Here is a 20,603-nt window from a genome sequence, read left to right as displayed (position 1 = left end):
CTTATGATTTTATAAAGTTATTCAGCTGAGCCAAATACCATACTGCATCATCATACATAATAAAGTGTAGGCCTTTATTTGAATACTGGAAATTAGCAGTTTTTAAGTTTTTATACTGCGCTTCAATAGGTTCTTTGAAATTAGAAAAACCAAATTCTAATACTATCAATGAAGGACATTTTATAGTCGCAATTTTCTCTCTCAAATCAGTATTGGAAAAATCACAATACATTTGGCTAAACGTTTTTCTATCAGATTTCATACTCCAACTTATTGCTTCCTCTTGCTTGGAAGGATTAGCCATCAGCATTGCCATATTTCTTTTTTGCATTTGAATAAACTCATCTTCAGACATAGCTCCTATCTGATTGAGCATTGGACTGCAGTCGTTATTTTCTTGTGATTTAAAAGAAGGATCTCTCAAAGCGGCCAAACAAGGAAGTGCATCGACAACAACAATTTTATCTATCAGCTCTGGATAATCAGATGCTATTGCAAGTGCAAGTCCGCCACCCATGCTATGACCCACTATAATTGGTTTTTCAATTTTATAGGCTTTTATATAATTGACAATCTCTGTTTCCCAATTTGTAAATGAAGCATTCGGCTGTGGTTTAACTCCCGCAAAACCTGCCATAGTAAATGTATAACAAGTAAAATCTTTTTCAAAATTAGATTTTGTTTCATTCCAGACGTCTCCAGAACTGGCAAAACCAGGCAGGAAGATTATAGCTTGTTTTCCTTTTCCTGTTTTTATAACTTCAAACGGATACGATTTTGTTTGACCAAACACATTTAAACACAATGCTGAAAATAATAGTGCGGCAACTACGAAGATATACTTTTTCATTTTTAATAGTTTTAAGTTGATAATTAATCGGATCCGCCCTTTGGATACGAGAACTATTAAAATGTTACAACAGAAATAAAAATTTTAATAAAAAAGTTAATTGACTGATTTCAATGGCAATAACAATTTCAATAGCAATAGCAATAAAAAATTCCAAACTCCAAATAACATATGTCATTAGAGTTTGGAATTTTTTACTTATTCTTCTATTCATTATTTTCATTGACATTGTCATTGCCATTGAAATTGATTCCTTTTACTATCCCACCAAGTTAATTATTTTCCCTGGAACGATAATCACCTTGTTTGGTGTTTTACCGTCTAGTTGCTTGATGGTTCTTTCGTCTTTCATTACGATTTCCTTGATTTGTGCTGCGGTTAAATCCAAAGGTAAAACCATGGTAAAACGCATTTTTCCGTTGAATGAAACTGGATATTCTTTCTCACTTTCAACCAAATGTTTAGGATCAAAAACTGGGAAAGGCACTGTTGCAACAGAACCTGTATTTCCAAGCAAAGACCATAATTCTTCGGCAATGTGCGGCGCATACGGCGAAATTACAATGGCTAATGGTTCTAAGATCGCACGAGAATGACAGTTTTGAGTAGACAATTCGTTCACGCAAATCATAAACTGCGAAACCGAAGTGTTGAAAGAGAACCCTTCAATATCCTCAGCAACTTTCTTGATGGTTTTGTGCAATGATTTTAAGTTATCTTTCGTTGGTGCGTCATTAGTAACAATCAAACCATTGTCATCGAAATACAAACGCCATAATTTTTTAAGAAAACCAAAAACTCCCGAAATTCCTGCTGTGTTCCAAGGTTTCGCTTGTTCTAATGGTCCTAAGAACATTTCATACAAACGTAACGTATCTGCTCCGTATTCAGAGCAAATAGCATCTGGAGTCACGACATTATATTTGGATTTCGACATTTTTTCAACCTCGCGACCAACAATGTATTTTCCGTTATTATTTTCAATAATCTCACCATTCTCTCCAATAAAAATAGCGTCCTTATAATCTTCTCTCCAATTTCTAAACTTTTCAACATCTAATTCATCAGAAGTATTCACGATTGAAACATCTGTATGAATTGCATTAAAATCTAAATTTGGAATTTGAAAATTGCTTTTTGAAAACTTATTCTCTATAATTAAATTAATTTTTGATTTAAAATTAGCAATCGAAATTTCATCATTATTTCTAATTTTATTTACTAAATTTTTAGAAAGTAAAATTGTTGGCAGTAATGAAGTATCAATTATTCCAGCTTCTCCGAAATAACTCCACATAAATCGATAAACAAACGCACTCGTTCCCAAAATCATCCCTTGATTGATCAGTTTTTTGAATGGCTCTTCAGTTGGCGCGAAACCTTTGTCTTTCAAGAATTTATTCCAAAAACGAGAGTACAATAAGTGACCGGTTGCGTGTTCGCTTCCGCCAATGTATAAATCGACACTTTCCCAATAAGTAAGCGCTTCTTGGCTTGCAAATTCGGTTTCGTTATGCGCATCCATATAACGCATCCAATAGTATGAACTTCCCGCCCAACCTGGCATGGTGTTCAATTCAAGAGGAAAAATAGTTTCCTCCCCCAACCCCTCCGAAGGAGGGGAAAGAAGCTCGTTTGAAACCACTTTATTATTTACACTGTCCCAAGCCCAAACTGCCGCGTTTCCTAAAGGCGGTAAGCCGTCTTCGGTTGGTAAATATTTCTCAACTTCAGGTAAAATGATTGGCAAATGTTGCGCATCAATCATTTGCGGCAAGCCATTCACATAATACACCGGGAAAGGCTCTCCCCAATAACGCTGGCGAGAGAAAACTGCATCACGCAAACGGTAATTGATTTTCCCTTTTCCTTGGTTTATTTTTTCTAGTTCCTCAATTACTTTTTGAGTTCCTTTTTTATAATCTAAACCATTTAAAAAATCTGAATCTACTAATTGAAATCCTTCTTTGGCGCCATAAGCTGCTTCAGAAATGTCTTGATCAAAGATGTTCTTGATGGCTGGCATTCCGTTTTGTCCTTTAAAGAAATTCGCAAAAGCATAATCTCTTTCGTCGCCACAAGGAACCGCCATAACCGCACCTGTTCCGTAGCCCGCCAAAACATAATCACCAATCCAAACTGGAATTGGCTCTTTCGTAAACGGATGTTCTGCAAAAGCTCCTGTGAATACTCCCGAAATTGTTTTTACATCGGCCATACGTTCCCGCTCAGAACGTTTTGACGTTTTTTCGATATAGGCATCCACTTCTGCTTTTTGTTCCACAGTTGTAATTTGAGAAACCAATTCGTGTTCCGGAGCCAAGGTCATGAAAGTCACACCAAAGATGGTATCTGGACGCGTTGTAAAAATCCCCACCCCAACCCTCCCCAAAGGAGAGGGAGTTGAGCCCTGATTAATTGTGCCTAAAGTTTTCCTACTATTTAATTCTGTTTTAATTTTTGATAAAACAGAATCAATATCATTTTTTACTTCTTCATTCGTAAATCGGATAACTTTAAAAAGATGTTTTTGTTCTAGTTCTAAAGTTCTTGCGTTGTCAAGTTCAATTTGTTCAGGTGTATTGTGATAATCTCCATCAACTTCAACAACTAATCTACTTTCTAAGCAAACAAAATCGACAATATAATTTCCAATTAAATGTTGTCTTCTAAACTTTCCATCTAATTTTTTATTTCGAACAGCATCCCACAACATCGCTTCAGTAAATGTTGGCTCTTTTCGCATTTCCTTGGCATTTGCCAATAAGTTTTTTGCATTTTGAAAATCACCCGTCATATAACCCGGCTCAAGTCCCACTCCTTTGGAGGGGGCTGGGGGGAGGATATAAAATGTAATTGATGCCCCTACACTTTTCCCTATCCAGTTTCTTTGACTTTCCTTAATGCTTTCGCTCCAGTCGATATCATTTAAACCTTGCAACAAACGTTCCGCATAAGCCGAAATGCGCATGCTCCATTGTGTCATTTTCTTGCGAACAACTGTAAATCCGCCACGTTCTGAAACACCATTTACAATTTCATCATTGGCCAAAACCGTTCCCAATCCCGGACACCAGTTTACTTCTGTCTCCGCTAAATAGGTCAATCGGTATTGTAAGAGGATTTTCTCCTGAGTCTCTTTTGCGAAAGCGTTCCATTCTTCGGCTGAAAAAGGATCTATATTTTCATCGCAAACTGCATTGACAGTTGCATTTCCTTCTTTTTCAAACAAGGCGGTTAGGGTTGAAATATCCTCAGCTTTATCGCTGTTTTTATTGTACCAAGAGTTGAACAACTGAATGAAAATCCATTGTGTGTGCTTGTAATAATCTGGATTTGAAGTACGCACTTCCCGACTCCAATCAAAAGAGAATCCTATTTTATCCAACTGTTTACGATACCCTGCAATTTGGTTTCCTTCTTTATCTACACCACCGTCAATATTTACCGAAGTTGTATCCTCTGGACGCTGACCGGTTTGAATGGCGTATTGCTCAGCAGGCAACCCAAAACTATCATAACCCATAGGATGCAATACATTAAACCCTTGGTGTCTTTTGTATCTAGCAAACACATCAGAGGCTATATACCCTAGCGGATGCCCTACGTGTAAACCCGCTCCAGATGGATAAGGAAACATGTCTAGAACGTAATATTTAGGCTTATCAACGTTGTTTTCGGCTTTGAACGTTTGGTTTTCTTGCCAGTATTTTTGCCATTTGGCATCAATTTCATTTGGATTGTATTTCATTCTATTTTTTATCGTTTTATGTCGTCATGTTATCGCATGCTCCCGTCCTATTATTGGTTTAGCGGAACTGACAAAATCAGTTGCTTTAATTTTTTCCTAAAAGGATTATTTTACGGTGTCAAATTTACGTTTATTGTACGAAAGTTAAAACTTTGAGCGTTATTAACTTTAAATAAAGAAATTCTTTATTATTTTTACCCAATAATTTCAGTAAACTATGAGTTCTTCCTTTGATAATTTTCAAAAACGCCGTTTAATTTCCTCTTATTTTTCAGTAGTATTAAGTGTATTTTTAGTTTTATTTCTACTAGGAATATTGGGACTTTTTATCATTAATTCTAAAAAATTGGCAAACGATTTTAAAGAGAATATTGCCATGACTGTTTTTTTTAAAAATGAAGCGAATGACAGTATTATGAAAAATTTTGGTACAGAACTTAAATCAAGCCTTTTTGTAAAAAACTACAAGTACGTTACTAAAGAAGCTGCTGCCAAGGAACATACCGATATTATAGGTGAAGATTTCATGACATTTTTGGGAGAAAACCCATTGCAAAACTCCTATGACATTCACTTAAAAGGAGATTATGTAATTAAAGATAGTATTGCAAAAATTGAAACTGGGTTGCGTAAAAACACCATGATCTCAGATATTGTGTATGACAAACAATTGGTTAATCTAGTCAACGACAACATCAAAAAAGTAAGTATGTGGATTTTAATCATCAGCGGTTTTCTTGCTGTGATTGCCGTATTACTTATCAATAGTTCGTTGCGATTATCGATTCATTCCAACCGATTCATCATAAAAACGATGCAAATGGTAGGAGCTACTAAATCTTTTATTAGAAAACCTTTCGTGATGCGCAGCATAAAACTAGGGATGATTGGTGCAGGACTAGCTGTTTTAGCGTTAATTGGTGTATTGATTTATGTGGAAACCAGCTTTCCAAATTTGGGAATATTAGAAGACAAAGCTTTGATAGGATTAGTGTTAGTAGCGGTTTTAGGAATTGGAATATTGATTACTTGGTTAAGTACCTACTTTGCCACACAACGTTTCTTGAACTTAAGAACAGACGATCTTTATTAATCTAAGATTAAAAAAAAAGTATCATTCAGCATTTTAAAATGTTGAACTAAATTCAGCATATATGAAAGACAACGAACAAAAACCCGAATTCCTTTTTGACAAAATAAATTATAAAATTCTTTTAATTGGGATTGGAGTAATTACCTTGGGATTTATCCTCATGGCTGGCGGAGGAAGTGAAGATCCGACTGTTTTTAATGAAGACATCTTTAACTTTCGAAGAATTCGATTGGCGCCAACAACAGTTTTAATCGGGTTTGGCATTACCGTTTATGCCATTCTTAAGAATCCCAAAAAAGGATAAATGAACACATTACAAGCCTTTTTAATTGCTATAATCGAAGGATTAACAGAATATCTTCCTGTTTCCTCCACGGCACACATGGTTTTTTTAAGCTCTTATTTTGGAATTCAAGAGGACGATTTTGTGAAACTGTTTCAAGTTTCTATACAATTTGGGGCCATTTTGGCTGTTGTTGTTTTGTATTGGAGGAAATTTTTCGATTTCTCTTCAAAAAATGTTGCGATTACTTTTTACATCAAACTAATTTGTGCTGTCATTCCTGCTCTCGTTTTAGGGAAATTATTCGACGATAAAATCGAAGCCGTTCTTGGCAATCCTATTCCTATTGCGATAGTATTAATCTTGGGCGGAATTGTTTTGTTATTTATTAATAATTACTTTCAAAATCCAACTATCATCAAAGAAGAAGATATTACTGTTAAAAAAGCAGTAACCATTGGTTTTTGGCAATGTTTGGCCATGATGCCTGGAACGAGCCGGTCAGCAGCTTCTATTATTGGTGGCATGCAGCAAGGATTAACGCGTCATGCTGCGGCTGAATTCTCTTTCTTTTTAGCGGTTCCAACTATGATGGCAGTTACATGCTATTCTGTATTCTTGAAAACCTACGAAACATCTCAACTGAAAGGTTACGAATTGATTTTGAAATCTAATGAAAACATTAAATTGTTCTTGATAGGGAACGTAGTCGCTTTTATTGTTGCCATTATAGCTATTAAATTCTTTATCGAAATTATTAAAAAATACGGTTTCAAACCATGGGGCTGGTATCGCATAATAGTGGGGACTTTTTTGTTGATTTACTTTATTTACTTAAAATAATCTCTATTGAAAACAGCTGATGAGTACCTAGAAGGTCAAATTTTATTAATTGACAAACCTTTGCATTTTACTTCTTTTCAAGCGGTAAACAAGCTTAAATATGCTTTGATCAACAAAGTAGGTTTGCCAAAAAAATTTAAGATTGGCCACGCAGGAACGTTAGATCCATTGGCAACAGGATTATTATTAGTATGCACCGGAAAATTTACCAAAAGAATTACAGAGCTTCAAGGTCAAGCCAAAGAGTATACGGGAACTTTCTATATAGGAGCTACGACACCTTCGTATGATTTAGAAACCGAAATCGATCAGACTTTCCCCGTTGCACATATCAACGAAGACTTAATTCAGGAGACTGCGAAACAATTTTTAGGCGAAATAGATCAAGTACCTCCTATTTTTTCGGCGATAAAAAAAGATGGTGTTCGCTTGTATGAGCATGCCAGAGCTGGAGAAAGCGTTGAAATTGCGAGCAGAAAAACAACGATACACGAATTTGAGATTACTCGAATAGCGCTTCCTGAAATAGATTTTAGAGTCGTTTGCAGTAAAGGGACTTACATTCGTTCCCTTGCTTTTGATTTTGGTAAAGCCATGCAATCCGGTTCTCATTTAACCGCTTTACGCCGAACCAAAATAGGCGATTATAATGTAATAAATGGTGTAGATGTCCTTGCATTTGAAGAAAGTCTAACCCAAAGTAAAGAATGATTTGAGGTATTGACTAGTACCATTCCTATTTATCTTGAGTGCTTTTTCGGAATTTGATGCTGCGCTACCGCTAAAATGTTCTGGATCGTGATAAAGTTAATGCAAATAGCAACGGCAATACATCTTGTTTCTTTACTGATGGATCAAGTAGTAAAATAAGGCATAGCCTAGATTATAAAAGGTATACTGTACTAGGAATTCAATCTGGAATAAATTGGGGATGGCAAGACAAACTCATATTTGCTACTATTTTTTCTAATTTAAAATTAAGTCCAAGCATCATTGACGAAATCACGCCCGCTTCTAATTAAGTACTTGAAAACCAGTTTCTATGGAGCGAATTTATTTAGTCGGTAACTAAAAAATGAACTTGGGTTTTGAATCAGCTGACGATTTCATCTTATTTATTGAATTGAGCGTACATGAGATGCCTTTTGAAGCTCAAAGAGAAATCGAGACTATAAATATTAAATTTAATGAGACCTTTTCTACTGTACGATCTGCCATCAAAAAATAATATTTCAAATATATATTTTTATTTGATTTCTGTAAAAGCAAAAACACATGACGAATTCAATTGTAAAATGAATTTGCGATGTGTTTTCTCTAATGTTAAAGTAGATTTAAACCATACTTTATTTGCCTACTAAGCTTTCGCTCTTAATTTAATAATTAGCTACCCTTTTTCCTCCAAAAAGGAAATGTGACAAATAATCATAAATTTTTTCAAATCGATTTTTCATAATGATGTTTTTTAAGTTGTTAAACAATAATGAAACACCAATAAAAAAAGTAAATTAACAATAGACCTGGCTGGCAATGAGCAATTTACAAATTATTTTTCAATCTACAAGAAAAAGAAATGAAAAATATAAAACCATATTTGACCTCAACAAAAACAACACTTCCTCCCTAATAATTATTATAAATCTAGTCCTACAACAATCATTTTCTCTACTATTCTAAAACTATGTACCTCGATTTGGACCAAAAAAAAATTCTGACATCTATATATTTGAAAAGTTATTGCTCTAAATCGAACATCAAGTTAATCAACTCATCTTGAGTACTTAATCCCTTATTGTGTAAGTACCATAATTGTAAATTAGCTTTTGCAGTTTCATCAATGGTGCCAAACTCATTTTTATAATCTGTAATTAAATCGGTAGCGCCTTTAGGTCTTGGTCCCCATTTTCCAAGAACACTACCTGTAGCTTTATCGACCACAATCACTATTGGAATTGATTTCTTTTTATTCGTTAAAAATAATTTCATCAATTCCTCATTTTCATCCCGAAGCACAATTTTTAACTCTATTTTGCCAGAATCAACAGCCATTTTGTTTATAATCGGCAAGAGTTGCGCAGCATCGCCACACCATCCCTCAGAGATAACTAACCAAATATATTCTCCTCTTAAATTCTTTAGTTGCTGTATGTTTTCATCCGTAATTATCATTGTTTTATCCAGACGATTCATCCGGGTATCATTCAACTCACTGTAATGGGTTAAGTCATCTGATTGTTCGCTACCTGTTGATTTTCCTTCAAGCAACAAATCAGAAACTAATTTTCTATATTCTAGATAGGAGTGACTATTAAACAAGGCTTTAGCTACTGGAGTTTTCATAATGAATTATTCTTTTAAACAAAGTTACCATAAAAATTGCGTAGTAATCTAAGGGATGACGCTTTCAATTCAGCAAAAAGAGTAATTTTATAACAAATAATAAAAATGGATTTAAAAACAAAATCGATTGGGTTAGTACTTTCAGGCGGGGGATCGAAAGGCATAGCCCATGCCGGAGTGATTAAATTTTTAGAAGAACAAAACATTCTTCCATCTCAAATTGCTGGCACCAGTGCAGGTTCGATTGTAGGAACAATGTATGCTTGGGGAAAAACTCCCGAAGAAATCTTAGAATTTTTCAAATCGATATATCTTTTTCATTGGAAACATTTAACCTTTAAAAAAGCAGGATTAATAGATTCCGAATCCTTCAAGCCTTATTTTCATACTATTTTTAAATATGCCACATTAGCTGATTTGAAAATCCCAATTCACATTACTGCAACTGATATGGTACGAGGAAAATTAAAAATATTTGATAATCAAACAAAAATTATCGATGCTATTTTAGCTTCTTCAGCATTTCCTGGAATATTATCTCCTTATGAAATTAATGGAAAAATATACAGTGACGGTGGAATATTGAATCATTTTCCTACTGACATTCTTCAAGGACAATGTGAGACTGTTATAGGTGTTTATGTGAGTCCGATTCAAAAAATTGAAGCCAAAGATTTAAGCTCCATTAAAGCAGTAACTACTCGAGCTTTTGATATTCTTTCAGCAAATTCAAACGTTCAAAAATTTAATATTTGCGACTGGGTTATTGAACCAAAAGACTTATGCTTATACCGCACATTCGAGACCAATAAAACAAAGATGGATGCTGTTTTTAATATTGGGTATGAAGCCGCAAAAAAATCGTTCGAACAACTAAGTTTATAAAATTTATGCAACAGTATTTTAGAAAAAAAGAAAATTCTATATTTGCACGAATCAACGCAACACACACATGAAATATAAAAGAATTCTTCTAAAATTAAGTGGAGAGGCTTTAATGGGCGACTTACAATACGGAATCGATCCAAAAAGACTTGCCGAATATGCTGACGAAATAAAGCAAATCCATGATAAAGGAGTAGAAATAGCTATTGTTATAGGTGGTGGAAATATTTTTAGAGGAGTTGCCGGAGCTAGTGCAGGAATGGATCGCGTGCAAGGCGATTATATGGGAATGTTAGCAACCGTTATCAACGGAATGGCATTACAAGGTTCATTAGAAGAAAAAGGAATGAAAACGCGTTTGCAAACGGCCTTGAAAATGGAATCTATCGCAGAACCATACATTAAGAGAAGAGCCGATCGTCATCTTGAAAAAGGCAGAATTGTAATTTTTGGAGCCGGAACCGGAAATCCATATTTTACAACAGATACCGCCGCTGTATTGCGTGGAATAGAAATTAATGCAGATGTTATTTTAAAAGGAACACGCGTAGATGGTGTGTATGATTGTGATCCAGAAAAAAATGAATCGGCGGTGAAATTCGATTTTATTTCTTTTGAAGATGTACTCAAAAAAGGTTTAAATGTAATGGACACCACAGCGTTTACATTGAGCCAAGAAAACAAATTACCCATCGTAGTTTTTGATATGAATAAAATAGGAAACTTACTGAAAATTTGTGAAGGAGAAAATATAGGAACAGTAGTAAATATATAATAGAATGGTTAGACTGTTTAACGGTTTAATATCTGATAATACAAAGATCTAAATTATGACTGAAGAAATTGAATTTATATTAGATAGTACTAAAGAATCCATGACGGGTTCTATTGCGCATTTAGAAAAAGAATTTTTGAATATTCGTGCCGGAAAAGCATCTCCAGCCATGCTTGGAAGTGTATTTGTAGATTATTACGGATCGGCTACTCCACTTTCTCAAGTATCGAAAATTAGTGTTCCTGATGCGAGAACAATTACGTTACAACCTTTTGAAAAAAACATGTTACATGTAATTGAAAAAGCGATTATGGTTGCAAACATAGGCTTTAATCCTATGAATAATGGCGATGTGATTATCATTAGTGTTCCTGCTTTGACAGAAGAACGTCGTCGCGACCTTGCCAAACAAGCCAAAGTAGAAGCTGAAGATGCTAAAGTTGGTATTCGAAATGCAAGGAAGGATGCCAATACAGAAATTAAAAAACTTGAAAAAGACGGAACATCTGAGGACATTTGCAAAACTGCCGAAGATGAGGTACAAAACTTAACCAACGCTTTCATCCGTAAAATAGATGAACTTTTAGTGGTGAAAGAAGCCGAAATCATGAAGGTGTAAAACAACATCAACACCTATTTGAAACCCGTCCCGTTATTGTAATTGGACGGATTTTTTGTTTTTTCAAAATATCACTAAAAGTGGGTATTGCAATTTATAAAATATTTCCTATTTTTATACAATATTCAGGAACCAAACAAAAATATGAAAACAAACAAACAAACAAACAAACTAAGCCACTTCGTTAGATTATTACTTCTATGTATTATAACGGCAACACTAAGCAATTGCCAAATAGAGGAAGAACTCATTCAAAACAAAGAACAACACATTGGTGCCGACAAAAGTAAAATTAGTTTTAAGCAGTTTGCAACTGAAACAGCTACACGAAAGTTTGACCCCATTTTACAAATAAAGATATCAAGTAATATCGAAAGTAAATCAAACAGCAAACTTTCAGAATTTTATATTGACACTATTGCCATAAAAAAGTTACTAAGCAAAAGTCAACAAACAACGTATACCTTTAGAATATATCCCCTTTTTAAAAAAAACAATCCCAATGAATTTTATAACTTAGTATATAGAAAAATAGATGGCAATTGGACTACATCTGTTTTTTTACTAAAAAAAGATCTCAATACGGATAAAAAAATGATGAGATTTACATCTATTGAAAAAATAGGAAATGATGAAATGGTTGCTTTGCCAAAACAAAAAGCAACAATGATATGTTTGCGATTTTATCCTGAAATAAGATGTGACGGTAGTTGTGAGGGACAAACTTGTGACGGCTTTGCTTGTAAATATGGACGATGTACAATAATGACCGCTACTCTTGAATTTTGTGGAGGTTCTAGTGGCGATTCGAGTAGCCCCATAATATATACTACAACTGAGGAAAATCCAGTGGGTGGAGGATCTCCTACTGATTTTTCATTCTCACCTAATACATTGAGTAACTTAGATATTAACGACCCTAATTTTATTAATGAATGGCATACCATAAATGTATGGTTAAATTTAGACGGTGAAAAAGTTCTATTTTTTAGGAGTAGTCAAGAAAACATGAATTTTTTCATTCAAACCATACAATATCAAATTGATAATAATTGGTCTCAAGAAAGTGCAACCATTGCAAATATGGCTAGAAATTTAAAACATGAAGATCCTGAAGTAACATGGGAGCAAATTGAAAACTGGTTTCTGGGAACCTCGGAGGGAAATGATGGAGGAAATACATTTGATATTAATGACTACGATGGAATTATTGTAGAAAAACAGATACTGCCAAGACGAAATGACTTTTATGATGCATTTCCAAAAATAGGAACAGCAGGAATGCCAAGTAAACAAGTGTATGAATTAGTTGGAGGTCATATGTGGGATGCACATAAAAGTGGAAATACAAATTATCAGAATGCTTGCGCCATAAGAATATCAAGAGCTTTAAATTATTCTAGAAAACCTATCCCAATCTTTAAAAATAAATTAGGTGAACAAAAAAGTGAAAAGGGGAAAGATAATTTAAATTACATTTTAGACGCTAGCAGTTTATTAGCTTACATGTTAAAATCCTATTCTGATAATCCTCCTTTACATTTAGAAGGGAAAACACCGGGTGAATATTTAAAAGCCTTGAAAGGAAAATGGGGAATTTATATAATGATTCCGAAAAACAGCAAATCATTTGGAGCTTCAGGGCATGCTGATTTTTTTAGTCAAACTGGTTGTTTGTCAGGTTGCTATTTTTCAGATGCAGATGAAATATATTTTTGGGAATTAAAACAATAATTACTATGAAAAAAATTTTTTTTATCATTTTTATTTTTACTTTTTTAAAATGCACTTCCTACGAAAAAATTGGTGATTTTAAATACAAAGTAAAAACAAAGAGAGTTAATACCGGAGACTATGAAAGTATTATAGAAACTATAAAAAGTTTGTATAATAGTAATGACGGGGAATTTTTAATGGGATATGTCATAAAATCTCAAAAACTTCATTTTGAAACAAAAAATGACACTATATATTCAAGTGGAAAATTGAAATATGATAGACTAACTAGATTAATAACTTGTACAGAACATTTTAAAAATGGATATGAATTATTTCTAAAAACAGATTCAATTCAAAGAGTATTTCAACAGGAAAATAATGGAAAAATAGTATTAATAGAGTATTCAAAATTTAAAAATGGATTAAGAATTAATGAATGATAAAATTTTCAAAAGTACTTTACTTTTGAAGCATTATCTATTTCTAAGCATTCATTAAAAGCACTCCCCGCAAAAGAAGGGGATAAATCAACAAAAATTATAATACATAATAAATGCCAAATTAGATGATTTTAGAGATGATTTTCCAAATACAACACATCAACAATGCTATACATTTTTAACAAACTTAATTAATTATATTAAGACTTGGATAGTCAATAACCCCCCTGCTGGAGCAAGCGTCCCGCTCGCGATAATTCTTAATGAATAATAGTATTGAGGTTTGTGCTAGTAATTAGCTTTCTTTTGAAGTATATTACAATATAGATAGTGTTCACGAGCGGGACGCTCGCGCGAGCTGGACAGAATTTCCAAATAAACTTAAAAATATGAAAGGCATATATTCGATGATTACAACCGAAGAATATGATAAAACTGGCGCATCAGGTCATTCAGATCTTATATTTACTGATAGCAAAGGTTTCGGCAATTGTCCATTTAATTGCTTTTTCAATTTACCAATACAAAGAATCGATATATGGATATTAGACTAGTAAAAACAGCATTATCAACGGGGGTTATTTTAACCATATTTTCCTGTTCAAGCATTAAAGGCAGCACAGACCTCAATACATATTATGGAGACGCTTTTTTTTATCCAGGAAATTCAAAAAATAAACCGAGCCCTAAAAACGGTTGGGTAATAGAATATAAAGAAAATGCCTTTTTTGATTGTTTATTTCAAGGCTATAAAAATGATTCTATTTTCAAATTAATTCAGAAAGAAGACTCTTTCATTAATGCAGATAATATTCCCATGACATTGTGGTCTAAAATTAAATCAGATAGTAAAAAAATAATACAAGACTTACCAGCTGCTGAATATTATGATGATGAGCTTACCAAAAACAAAAAACATATTTCACAAACGTGTTTATGTTATTTTGCGAGCAGAGAACTAGATTCTATTGCAAAGAGAGCATACAAAGAACATACAAAAGGTCAAATAAAATAAATCGCATAAACGGATTTAGCATAGACTCAAAAGATCTAATGCAAAACTTGACCAATACGTTCATCCGTAAAATAGATGAACTTTTGGTGGTGAAAGAAGCCGAAATTATGAAGGTGTAATTCCCTTTTAATTGTATTTGAAACCCGTCCTGTTATTATAATTGGACGGGTTTTTTGTTTTTTCAAAATATCACTAAAAGTGGGTATTGCAATTTATAAAATATTTCTTATTTTTATACAATATTCAGGAACCAAACAAAAATATGAAAACAAACAAACAAACAAACAAACAAACTAAGCCACTTCGTTAGATTATTACTTCTATGTATTATAACGGCAACACTAAGCAATTGCCAAATAGAAGAAGAACTCATTCAAAACAAAGAACAACACAGTGGTGCCGACAAAAGTAAAATTAGTTTTAAGCAGTTTGCAACTGAAACAGCTACACGAAAGTTTGACCCCATTTTACAAATTAAGATATCAAGTAATATCGAAAGTAAGTCAAACAGCAAACTTTCAGAATTTTATATTGACACTATTGCCATAAAAAAGTTACTAAGCAAAAGTCAACAAACAACGTATACCTTTAGAATATATCCCCTTTTTAAAAAAAACAATCCCAATGAATTTTATAACTTAGTATATAGAAAAATAGATGGCAATTGGACTACATCTGTTTTTTTACTAAAAAAAGATCTCAATACGGATAAAAAAATGATGAGATTTACATCTATTGAAAAAATAGGAAATGATGAAATGGTTGCTTTGCCAAAACAAAAAGCAACAATGATATGTTTGCGATTTTATCCTGAAATAAGATGTGAGGGTAGTTGTGAGGGACAAACTTGTGACGGCTTTGCTTGTAAATATGGACGATGTACAATAATGACCGCTACTCTTGAATTTTGTGGAGGTTCTAGTGGCGATTCGAGTAGCCCCATAATATATACTACAACTGAGGAAAATCCGGTGGGTGGAGGATCTCCTACTGATTTTTCATTCTCACCTAATACATTGAGTAACTTAGATATTAACGACCCTAATTTTATTAATGAATGGCATACCATAAATGTATGGTTAAATTTAGACGGTGAAAAAGTTCTATTTTTTAGGAGTAGTCAAGAAAACATGAATTTTTTCATTCAAACCATACAATATCAAATTGATAATAATTGGTCTCAAGAAAGTGCAACCATTGCAAATATGGCTAGAAATTTAAAACATGAAGATCCTGAAGTAACATGGGAGCAAATTGAAAACTGGTTTCTGGGAACCTCGGAAGGAAATGATGGTGAGTATAATGCAGATTTTTGGGAAAATCCTAACTTAACTTTCCCTCAGCAAAATTTACCAACCTTAGCTGCTTTCAAAAGTGCAGTTCCTCCAAAATATACTGAAGCAGGACCACTTTGCAATAGCTTAGGTGGAGATGTCCTGAAAATGTATAATGCTGTAATCGCAAATGGAAAAAAACTAAATACCTGCGCAATTCGTGTTTCAACTGCGCTAATAAAATGTGATATAGCTATTCCATTTATTCCAGATAATCCAGATGGATCGAAAAATACTGTTAAGGACAAAGACGGAAATCACTTAATAATAAATGCTAAAGCCTTGAATAAATGGATGCGCAAAACATTTGGCACAAATCCTCTAAATTATCATCATTTTACAGCTGCACAAGGAGGTACAAATGGAGCTAAATTTCCTCAACTAATGGAAGATTTAGAAGGAGACGGCATCTATTCGATGGTTTCTAGAACTGAAATCCATAGAACATGGGGCACAGGACATACTGACATATTAGAAGATGGAGGTTGTAGAATCAAATGCCATTTCTTTGATAAAAATAATAATTTCGTCCCTGTCGATTATATTGATGTTTGGATTTTAAAATAAAAAAAATGAAAAGTGCAATAGTTATAATTGTTTTAAGCTGTCTTTTAAGTTCGTGTGCAACGCACAAAAGAGATAAATTTGATTATCATTTTGGTGAATTTGAAAATGAATGGATCAATATGTATAAAACAGATTTTTTTCTTAGCTGTATAAGAAAAGGTTATCAAGATGATGAGATTTTTAAATTAATGGCAAAAAAAGACCTACTTGTACCTTATGAACCTATTTTATTCCATTACGACGAAATTGATAGTTTAGCTGCAAATGTTATAAAAAACATGCATAAACCAATATTTCCGCATTGTGATGATTGTACCGTGGAGGAGGAGGCAGCAGATTTGAAAAAAAATTATATCTGTGCTAGTTGCTTGAATTATTATGCAAGTCGTGAATTAGACGTAATTGCAAAGAGAGCATACAAGGGATCAACAAAAGGTAAACTTACAAAAACTAATACATCATCAAAAAAGTAAAAGCTTCATTTTACTAAGTACGATAAGAACATATGTAAAAACATTTACCCCTCTGCTGGCGCGAGCGTCCCGCTCGTAATTCCTATTAAGGATTACTATAATTTTGGTTTGTGGTGGTGTTTCAAAATTAAAGTGTGTTACAATATAGATTGTGTTCACGAGCGGGACGCTCGCGCGAGCCGGTGAAAGAAGCCGAAATCATGAAGGTATAAAATTACTTCAACTTATATTTAAAACCAGTCCTGTTATTTTAATTGGACGGGGTTTTTATGGTTGCATGTAATTAAATAGTAAATAAAAACTAGCATTATAATGACAATTCTCTGGTTAACAAACCAAAAAATAAAAACAGGACCGAAACCAGCAACTCTAGTAAAAAACCAAATTTGCTTTTAATTACCGTTTTACAATGCTAACTGCAGTTCCAGTTATCATAACAGCAATTAATCCTTCACTGCTTTTAAGTTCTACATCAACTTGAATTCCTACCACAGCATTGGCGTTCATTTTTTCGGCATTTTCTTTTAAATTAGTAAAAGCCTGCTCTTTAATCTCTAAGATGCTTTCACTAATTCCTGCGTAGTATTTTTGCATATTAAATGTCAATCCCATTTTTTGCATATTTACAGCAGTTCCAGAGACTATTCCGTTGTATTCAAGGATTTTATAATCTTCGATAGTGTTGGTTGTGGTTAAAATCATGATTTTATTAGTATTATTTATTTATTGGTTATAAAACGAAGCATGGCACAAATGGACATTCATGCAGTCCAAATCATCAAAACATAAAAGCTACTACTAAATTAAAACAATACACTAAGGCGACTGTGAATCTTTAGCTTATAGCCTTTTTTTAAAACCTTCTGATTTCCTATCTCGCTACTGACTCGACACGAATTTCAATCCAATAATAGAACTGATTAAGGTGGTGATAAAAAACAGTCTCCAAAAATCAGCTGGTTCTTTGAATACAAAAATTCCAACTAGCACAGTTCCCACTGCGCCAATTCCGGTCCAAACTGCATAAGCGGTTCCTATGGGCAAGGTTTGTGTCGCTTTGTACAGCAAAAACATACTGATTGTCAAATACACTAAAAAACCTGCTAACCACAAGCTTGCTGTCATACCAGTACTCTCTTTGGCTTTGCCTAAACAGGTAGCAAAACCTATTTCAAAAAGACCTCCAATAATCAACAAAATCCAGTTCATACTACTGTTTTAATATTAGTACGGATGGAACACCACTCAGCCAAATACTTCTAGAATCTACTAATGCTTTCCAGCTTTCGAGACTGATAAGCATTAAATCTTGTTGGGCTAGAAATTCTTTTTTGATAATTTTATCGGTGATTAAACTGATGTTGTTGGGGTATTTTTGTTCTAAAGAATCAATGGCACTTTTCATTACGAAATTAGTCTCGACATGGCTATTGACATCCAAAATAACAATTTTTGAATTATTGTTGTAGACTAATTTTTGGATATAATCAATTACAAAAGAGTCTTCAGGACTGAAAATTGGAATAAAAACATGCTTGACTTGCTGCAAATCTTTATCAATCAAAATCCCGATTGGCATTTTGGTTTTAGAAATAATTTGCCTGGTTCTTTCATCAAAAGGAGAATTCTCAAACAAGCCCTCTTTACCAGTAAACTTATCTATTAAACGATCTGGATTGATGATGCGGGTTGTAAAACCAATTACTTTCCCTAGAATGGTACCTTCAAAAATTGATTTTCCTAAACCTACTAATAGCAAATCATAATCGCCTTGATTGGCTACATCTGCAATTTCAGTTTCAATATCCATTGTGGCTTTAAAAATAGTCGTTATATCCTGTTTTAGCAGCTGTGATTCTTCTACAATAGGATAAAAACTGTTTTTTTCTTTGTCTTCTAAATTAAAGGTATGCACCTCATCACTCAAGGACAAGTGCATCACGGTAATACTCGAGGTGTTTTTTTGCTTTTTAATAAAACTATGGGCCAATCGCAGCAGAGATTTTCCTTTTTCGTTATTTCCAAACGAAATTAAAATGCGGTATTTATTTGCATTTGATGCTTCCAAAATTTCAACACCGTCTTTTGTTTTGAAAATATAATTAATTAAATCCAATGCAGGACCAGTCATAAAAGTGGTTACCAACGCCATAATGACCATCATGGTAAACACCTCTGGAGTTAACACTTTGAGTTCTAAACCAATGTTTAGTACGATCAATTCCATTAAACCTCTCGTGTTCATCAAAGCGCCAATTGTTAAACTATCGCGCCAGCTTTGACCCACAAATCGTGCGGCCAGAGCACTTCCTAAAAATTTCCCTACTACAGCAACCAAAATAATAAAACCAGTGACTTTCCATAGGTACGGATCATTAATAAGACCAATTTCTGTTTTTAAACCCGTAAATACAAAAAACAGAGGCAGTAAAAGTATCAAAGCGACATCCTCTACTTTTTCTATGAATATGGTTCTTAATTTTGGAACATCGGGCATAATAGCTCCAGCCATAAAAGCTCCAAACAAGGCGTGAATTCCAATCACCTCTGTAGCATAAGAGGAAATAATGAGCACCAAAAAAAAGATAGCAACAACTGGTTTTACGATGCTGTCTTTTGAACCATATAAATCTCCAATCCTTTTTAGAAATGGTTTTACAATATAAATCATCGCTGCAACATACAGGATAGCAAGCATGATTATATACAACGAGCTCACAAATGTCCCCGCTTTTACAATGGCAATTACCACTGCCAGAATACACCAAGCCGTAATATCATCTGCCGCAGCGCAAGTAATTACTATTGCTCCTAATTTTGTTTTATGAATGCCGCGTTCCTGCACAATTCTTGCCAAAACTGGAAAAGCAGTGATGCTCAAAGCAATCCCCATGAACAAACTGAACGACAAGAACTTAACTCCCTCTGGCGCAAACTGATTGTACACATAATACGCCAAGCCAATACCAAGCGCAAACGGAATCACTATACTCGCATGGCTAATCACTACGGCTTCATTAGCTTTATTTTTTAAAACTTTTAAATCGAGTTCCATTCCTATAACAAACATAAAAAGGATTAACCCGATCTGACTCAAAAATTTCAAATTTCCCAAGGATGCCGCAGGAAACAAAACCCCCGAAAATTCTGGAAAATAGAGACCCAATAAGGAAGGACCAAGTACAATACCAGCGATTATTTCGCCAATTACTGAGGGCTGACCAATTTTTTTGAAAATCCAACCAAATACGCGAGCAACAAGAATAATAGTAATTATTTGTGCTAAAAGTATGGCTAACGGATCTTGAAAATTGTGTTGCATGGAGGTTATAAAATCGCCCCAAGACCCTTTCCCACTTTCAGGCGTTACTATTATTTCGCTCGCCTCTAACTTTTTCCCCTTGGTGATAATCCAGTACATTAAAGCAGTAAAACCACCCGTAATCAATAAGTAAAATACTGTATTTTTATACTTTTTCATATTTATTATAGTCTATTCGATCCCTTTTCTAATCTAACAAAGATGCAGATTCCAAATGTATAATTTATATACCACAAAATTATTTAATTGTAAAATAAAAAACTCCAGCAAATACCACTGTTACACAACAAAAAC

At 33.8% G+C, this 20,603-nt stretch carries 20 protein-coding genes; 14 read left to right on the top strand and 6 right to left on the bottom strand.

Annotation, left to right across the window (positions count from 1 at the left end):
* Nucleotide 1 precedes the first annotated feature (1 nt).
* Together ACNQGO_RS00335 and ACNQGO_RS00330 are read right to left on the bottom strand one after the other, a co-directional pair.
* On the bottom strand, nucleotides 2-850 hold the full coding sequence (locus ACNQGO_RS00335; protein ID WP_417983830.1) for an alpha/beta fold hydrolase: 849 nt from the start codon (nucleotides 848-850) through the stop codon (nucleotides 2-4).
* A 259-nt stretch (nucleotides 851-1,109) separates the two neighbouring features.
* The gene (locus ACNQGO_RS00330) at nucleotides 1,110-4,601 is read right to left on the bottom strand and encodes a leucine--tRNA ligase (RefSeq protein WP_417983829.1); all 3,492 of its coding nucleotides are present in this window, start codon (nucleotides 4,599-4,601) and stop codon (nucleotides 1,110-1,112) included.
* A gap of 217 nt (nucleotides 4,602-4,818) precedes the next feature.
* Here ACNQGO_RS00330 and ACNQGO_RS00325 point away from each other — a divergent pair, with 217 nt between their 5' ends.
* The 5 genes from ACNQGO_RS00325 to ACNQGO_RS00305 all read left to right on the top strand — a co-directional run bounded on the left by ACNQGO_RS00325 (nucleotide 4,819) and on the right by ACNQGO_RS00305 (nucleotide 8,048).
* Nucleotides 4,819-5,694, top strand: coding sequence for a cell division protein FtsX (locus ACNQGO_RS00325; protein ID WP_417969788.1), 876 nt, complete (start codon nucleotides 4,819-4,821; stop codon nucleotides 5,692-5,694).
* Nucleotides 5,695-5,755: 61 nt separating this feature from the next.
* Entirely contained in the window at nucleotides 5,756-5,998 is a 243-nt protein-coding gene (locus tag ACNQGO_RS00320) for a DUF3098 domain-containing protein (RefSeq protein ID WP_417947696.1), read from the top strand.
* The gene (locus tag ACNQGO_RS00315; protein WP_417948234.1) at nucleotides 5,999-6,820 is read left to right on the top strand and encodes an undecaprenyl-diphosphate phosphatase; all 822 of its coding nucleotides are present in this window, start codon (nucleotides 5,999-6,001) and stop codon (nucleotides 6,818-6,820) included. It abuts the gene before it with no gap.
* 6 nt (nucleotides 6,821-6,826) lie between these two features.
* Nucleotides 6,827-7,531 carry a tRNA pseudouridine(55) synthase TruB gene (gene truB / locus ACNQGO_RS00310; RefSeq protein WP_417983828.1) on the top strand — a complete coding sequence of 235 codons (705 nt, stop codon included), beginning with the start codon at nucleotides 6,827-6,829 and terminating at the stop codon, nucleotides 7,529-7,531.
* Nucleotides 7,532-7,895: 364 nt separating this feature from the next.
* Nucleotides 7,896-8,048: a hypothetical protein gene (locus ACNQGO_RS00305; protein WP_417947859.1), complete on the top strand. Its 153-nt coding sequence runs from the start codon at nucleotides 7,896-7,898 to the stop codon at nucleotides 8,046-8,048.
* 506 nt (nucleotides 8,049-8,554) lie between these two features.
* Here the strand turns inward: ACNQGO_RS00305 and ACNQGO_RS00300 are convergent.
* Entirely contained in the window at nucleotides 8,555-9,160 is a 606-nt protein-coding gene (locus ACNQGO_RS00300) for a thioredoxin family protein (protein ID WP_417947860.1), read from the bottom strand.
* Nucleotides 9,161-9,265: 105 nt separating this feature from the next.
* On the opposite strand from ACNQGO_RS00300, the gene ACNQGO_RS00295 reads away from it, so the two are divergent.
* The 9 genes from ACNQGO_RS00295 to ACNQGO_RS00255 all read left to right on the top strand — a co-directional run bounded on the left by ACNQGO_RS00295 (nucleotide 9,266) and on the right by ACNQGO_RS00255 (nucleotide 16,987).
* Nucleotides 9,266-10,045 (top strand): patatin-like phospholipase family protein, encoded by a 780-nt coding sequence (locus tag ACNQGO_RS00295; protein ID WP_417983827.1) that lies wholly within the window; start codon nucleotides 9,266-9,268, stop codon nucleotides 10,043-10,045.
* A 67-nt stretch (nucleotides 10,046-10,112) separates the two neighbouring features.
* Nucleotides 10,113-10,820, top strand: a complete 708-nt coding sequence (pyrH, locus tag ACNQGO_RS00290; RefSeq protein ID WP_309757785.1) for a UMP kinase — start codon at nucleotides 10,113-10,115, stop codon at nucleotides 10,818-10,820.
* Nucleotides 10,821-10,875: 55 nt separating this feature from the next.
* Nucleotides 10,876-11,439 carry a ribosome recycling factor gene (gene frr / locus ACNQGO_RS00285; protein WP_417946988.1) on the top strand — a complete coding sequence of 188 codons (564 nt, stop codon included), beginning with the start codon at nucleotides 10,876-10,878 and terminating at the stop codon, nucleotides 11,437-11,439.
* A 144-nt stretch (nucleotides 11,440-11,583) separates the two neighbouring features.
* The gene (locus ACNQGO_RS00280) at nucleotides 11,584-13,173 is read left to right on the top strand and encodes a type VI secretion system amidase effector protein Tae4 (protein ID WP_417983826.1); all 1,590 of its coding nucleotides are present in this window, start codon (nucleotides 11,584-11,586) and stop codon (nucleotides 13,171-13,173) included.
* A gap of 5 nt (nucleotides 13,174-13,178) precedes the next feature.
* A complete protein-coding gene (locus ACNQGO_RS00275) occupies nucleotides 13,179-13,598 on the top strand; it encodes a hypothetical protein (protein ID WP_417948083.1) in 420 nt (139 codons plus the stop codon).
* Between the two features lie 389 nt (nucleotides 13,599-13,987).
* On the top strand, nucleotides 13,988-14,152 hold the full coding sequence (locus tag ACNQGO_RS00270; RefSeq protein WP_417983825.1) for a hypothetical protein: 165 nt from the start codon (nucleotides 13,988-13,990) through the stop codon (nucleotides 14,150-14,152).
* The gene (locus tag ACNQGO_RS00265) at nucleotides 14,137-14,613 is read left to right on the top strand and encodes a hypothetical protein (protein ID WP_417947607.1); all 477 of its coding nucleotides are present in this window, start codon (nucleotides 14,137-14,139) and stop codon (nucleotides 14,611-14,613) included. The genes ACNQGO_RS00270 and ACNQGO_RS00265 overlap by 16 nt, the downstream gene beginning before the upstream one ends.
* A 716-nt stretch (nucleotides 14,614-15,329) precedes the next feature.
* The gene (locus ACNQGO_RS00260; protein ID WP_417947609.1) at nucleotides 15,330-16,514 is read left to right on the top strand and encodes a T6SS effector amidase Tae4 family protein; all 1,185 of its coding nucleotides are present in this window, start codon (nucleotides 15,330-15,332) and stop codon (nucleotides 16,512-16,514) included.
* 5 nt (nucleotides 16,515-16,519) lie between these two features.
* Complete coding sequence (locus tag ACNQGO_RS00255; RefSeq protein ID WP_417947610.1) at nucleotides 16,520-16,987, top strand: hypothetical protein; 468 nt, start codon at nucleotides 16,520-16,522, stop codon at nucleotides 16,985-16,987.
* 396 nt (nucleotides 16,988-17,383) lie between these two features.
* Here ACNQGO_RS00255 and ACNQGO_RS00250 read toward each other — a convergent pair whose 3' ends face one another.
* The 3 genes from ACNQGO_RS00250 to ACNQGO_RS00240 all read right to left on the bottom strand — a co-directional run bounded on the left by ACNQGO_RS00250 (nucleotide 17,384) and on the right by ACNQGO_RS00240 (nucleotide 20,468).
* Nucleotides 17,384-17,689, bottom strand: coding sequence for a YbjQ family protein (locus ACNQGO_RS00250; protein WP_417983824.1), 306 nt, complete (start codon nucleotides 17,687-17,689; stop codon nucleotides 17,384-17,386).
* Nucleotides 17,690-17,866: 177 nt separating this feature from the next.
* Nucleotides 17,867-18,196, bottom strand: coding sequence for a DMT family transporter (locus ACNQGO_RS00245; RefSeq protein ID WP_417983823.1), 330 nt, complete (start codon nucleotides 18,194-18,196; stop codon nucleotides 17,867-17,869).
* A 1-nt stretch (nucleotide 18,197) separates the two neighbouring features.
* On the bottom strand, nucleotides 18,198-20,468 hold the full coding sequence (locus ACNQGO_RS00240) for a cation:proton antiporter (protein ID WP_417983822.1): 2,271 nt from the start codon (nucleotides 20,466-20,468) through the stop codon (nucleotides 18,198-18,200).
* Between the last annotated feature and the right edge of the window lie 135 nt (nucleotides 20,469-20,603).

The organism is Flavobacterium frigidum (assembly GCF_048286735.1).
Taxonomy (GTDB): Bacteria; Bacteroidota; Bacteroidia; order Flavobacteriales; family Flavobacteriaceae; genus Flavobacterium.
The sequence above is the reverse complement of the archived record's forward strand: the minus strand, read 5'-3'. Positions and strand labels throughout refer to the sequence as shown.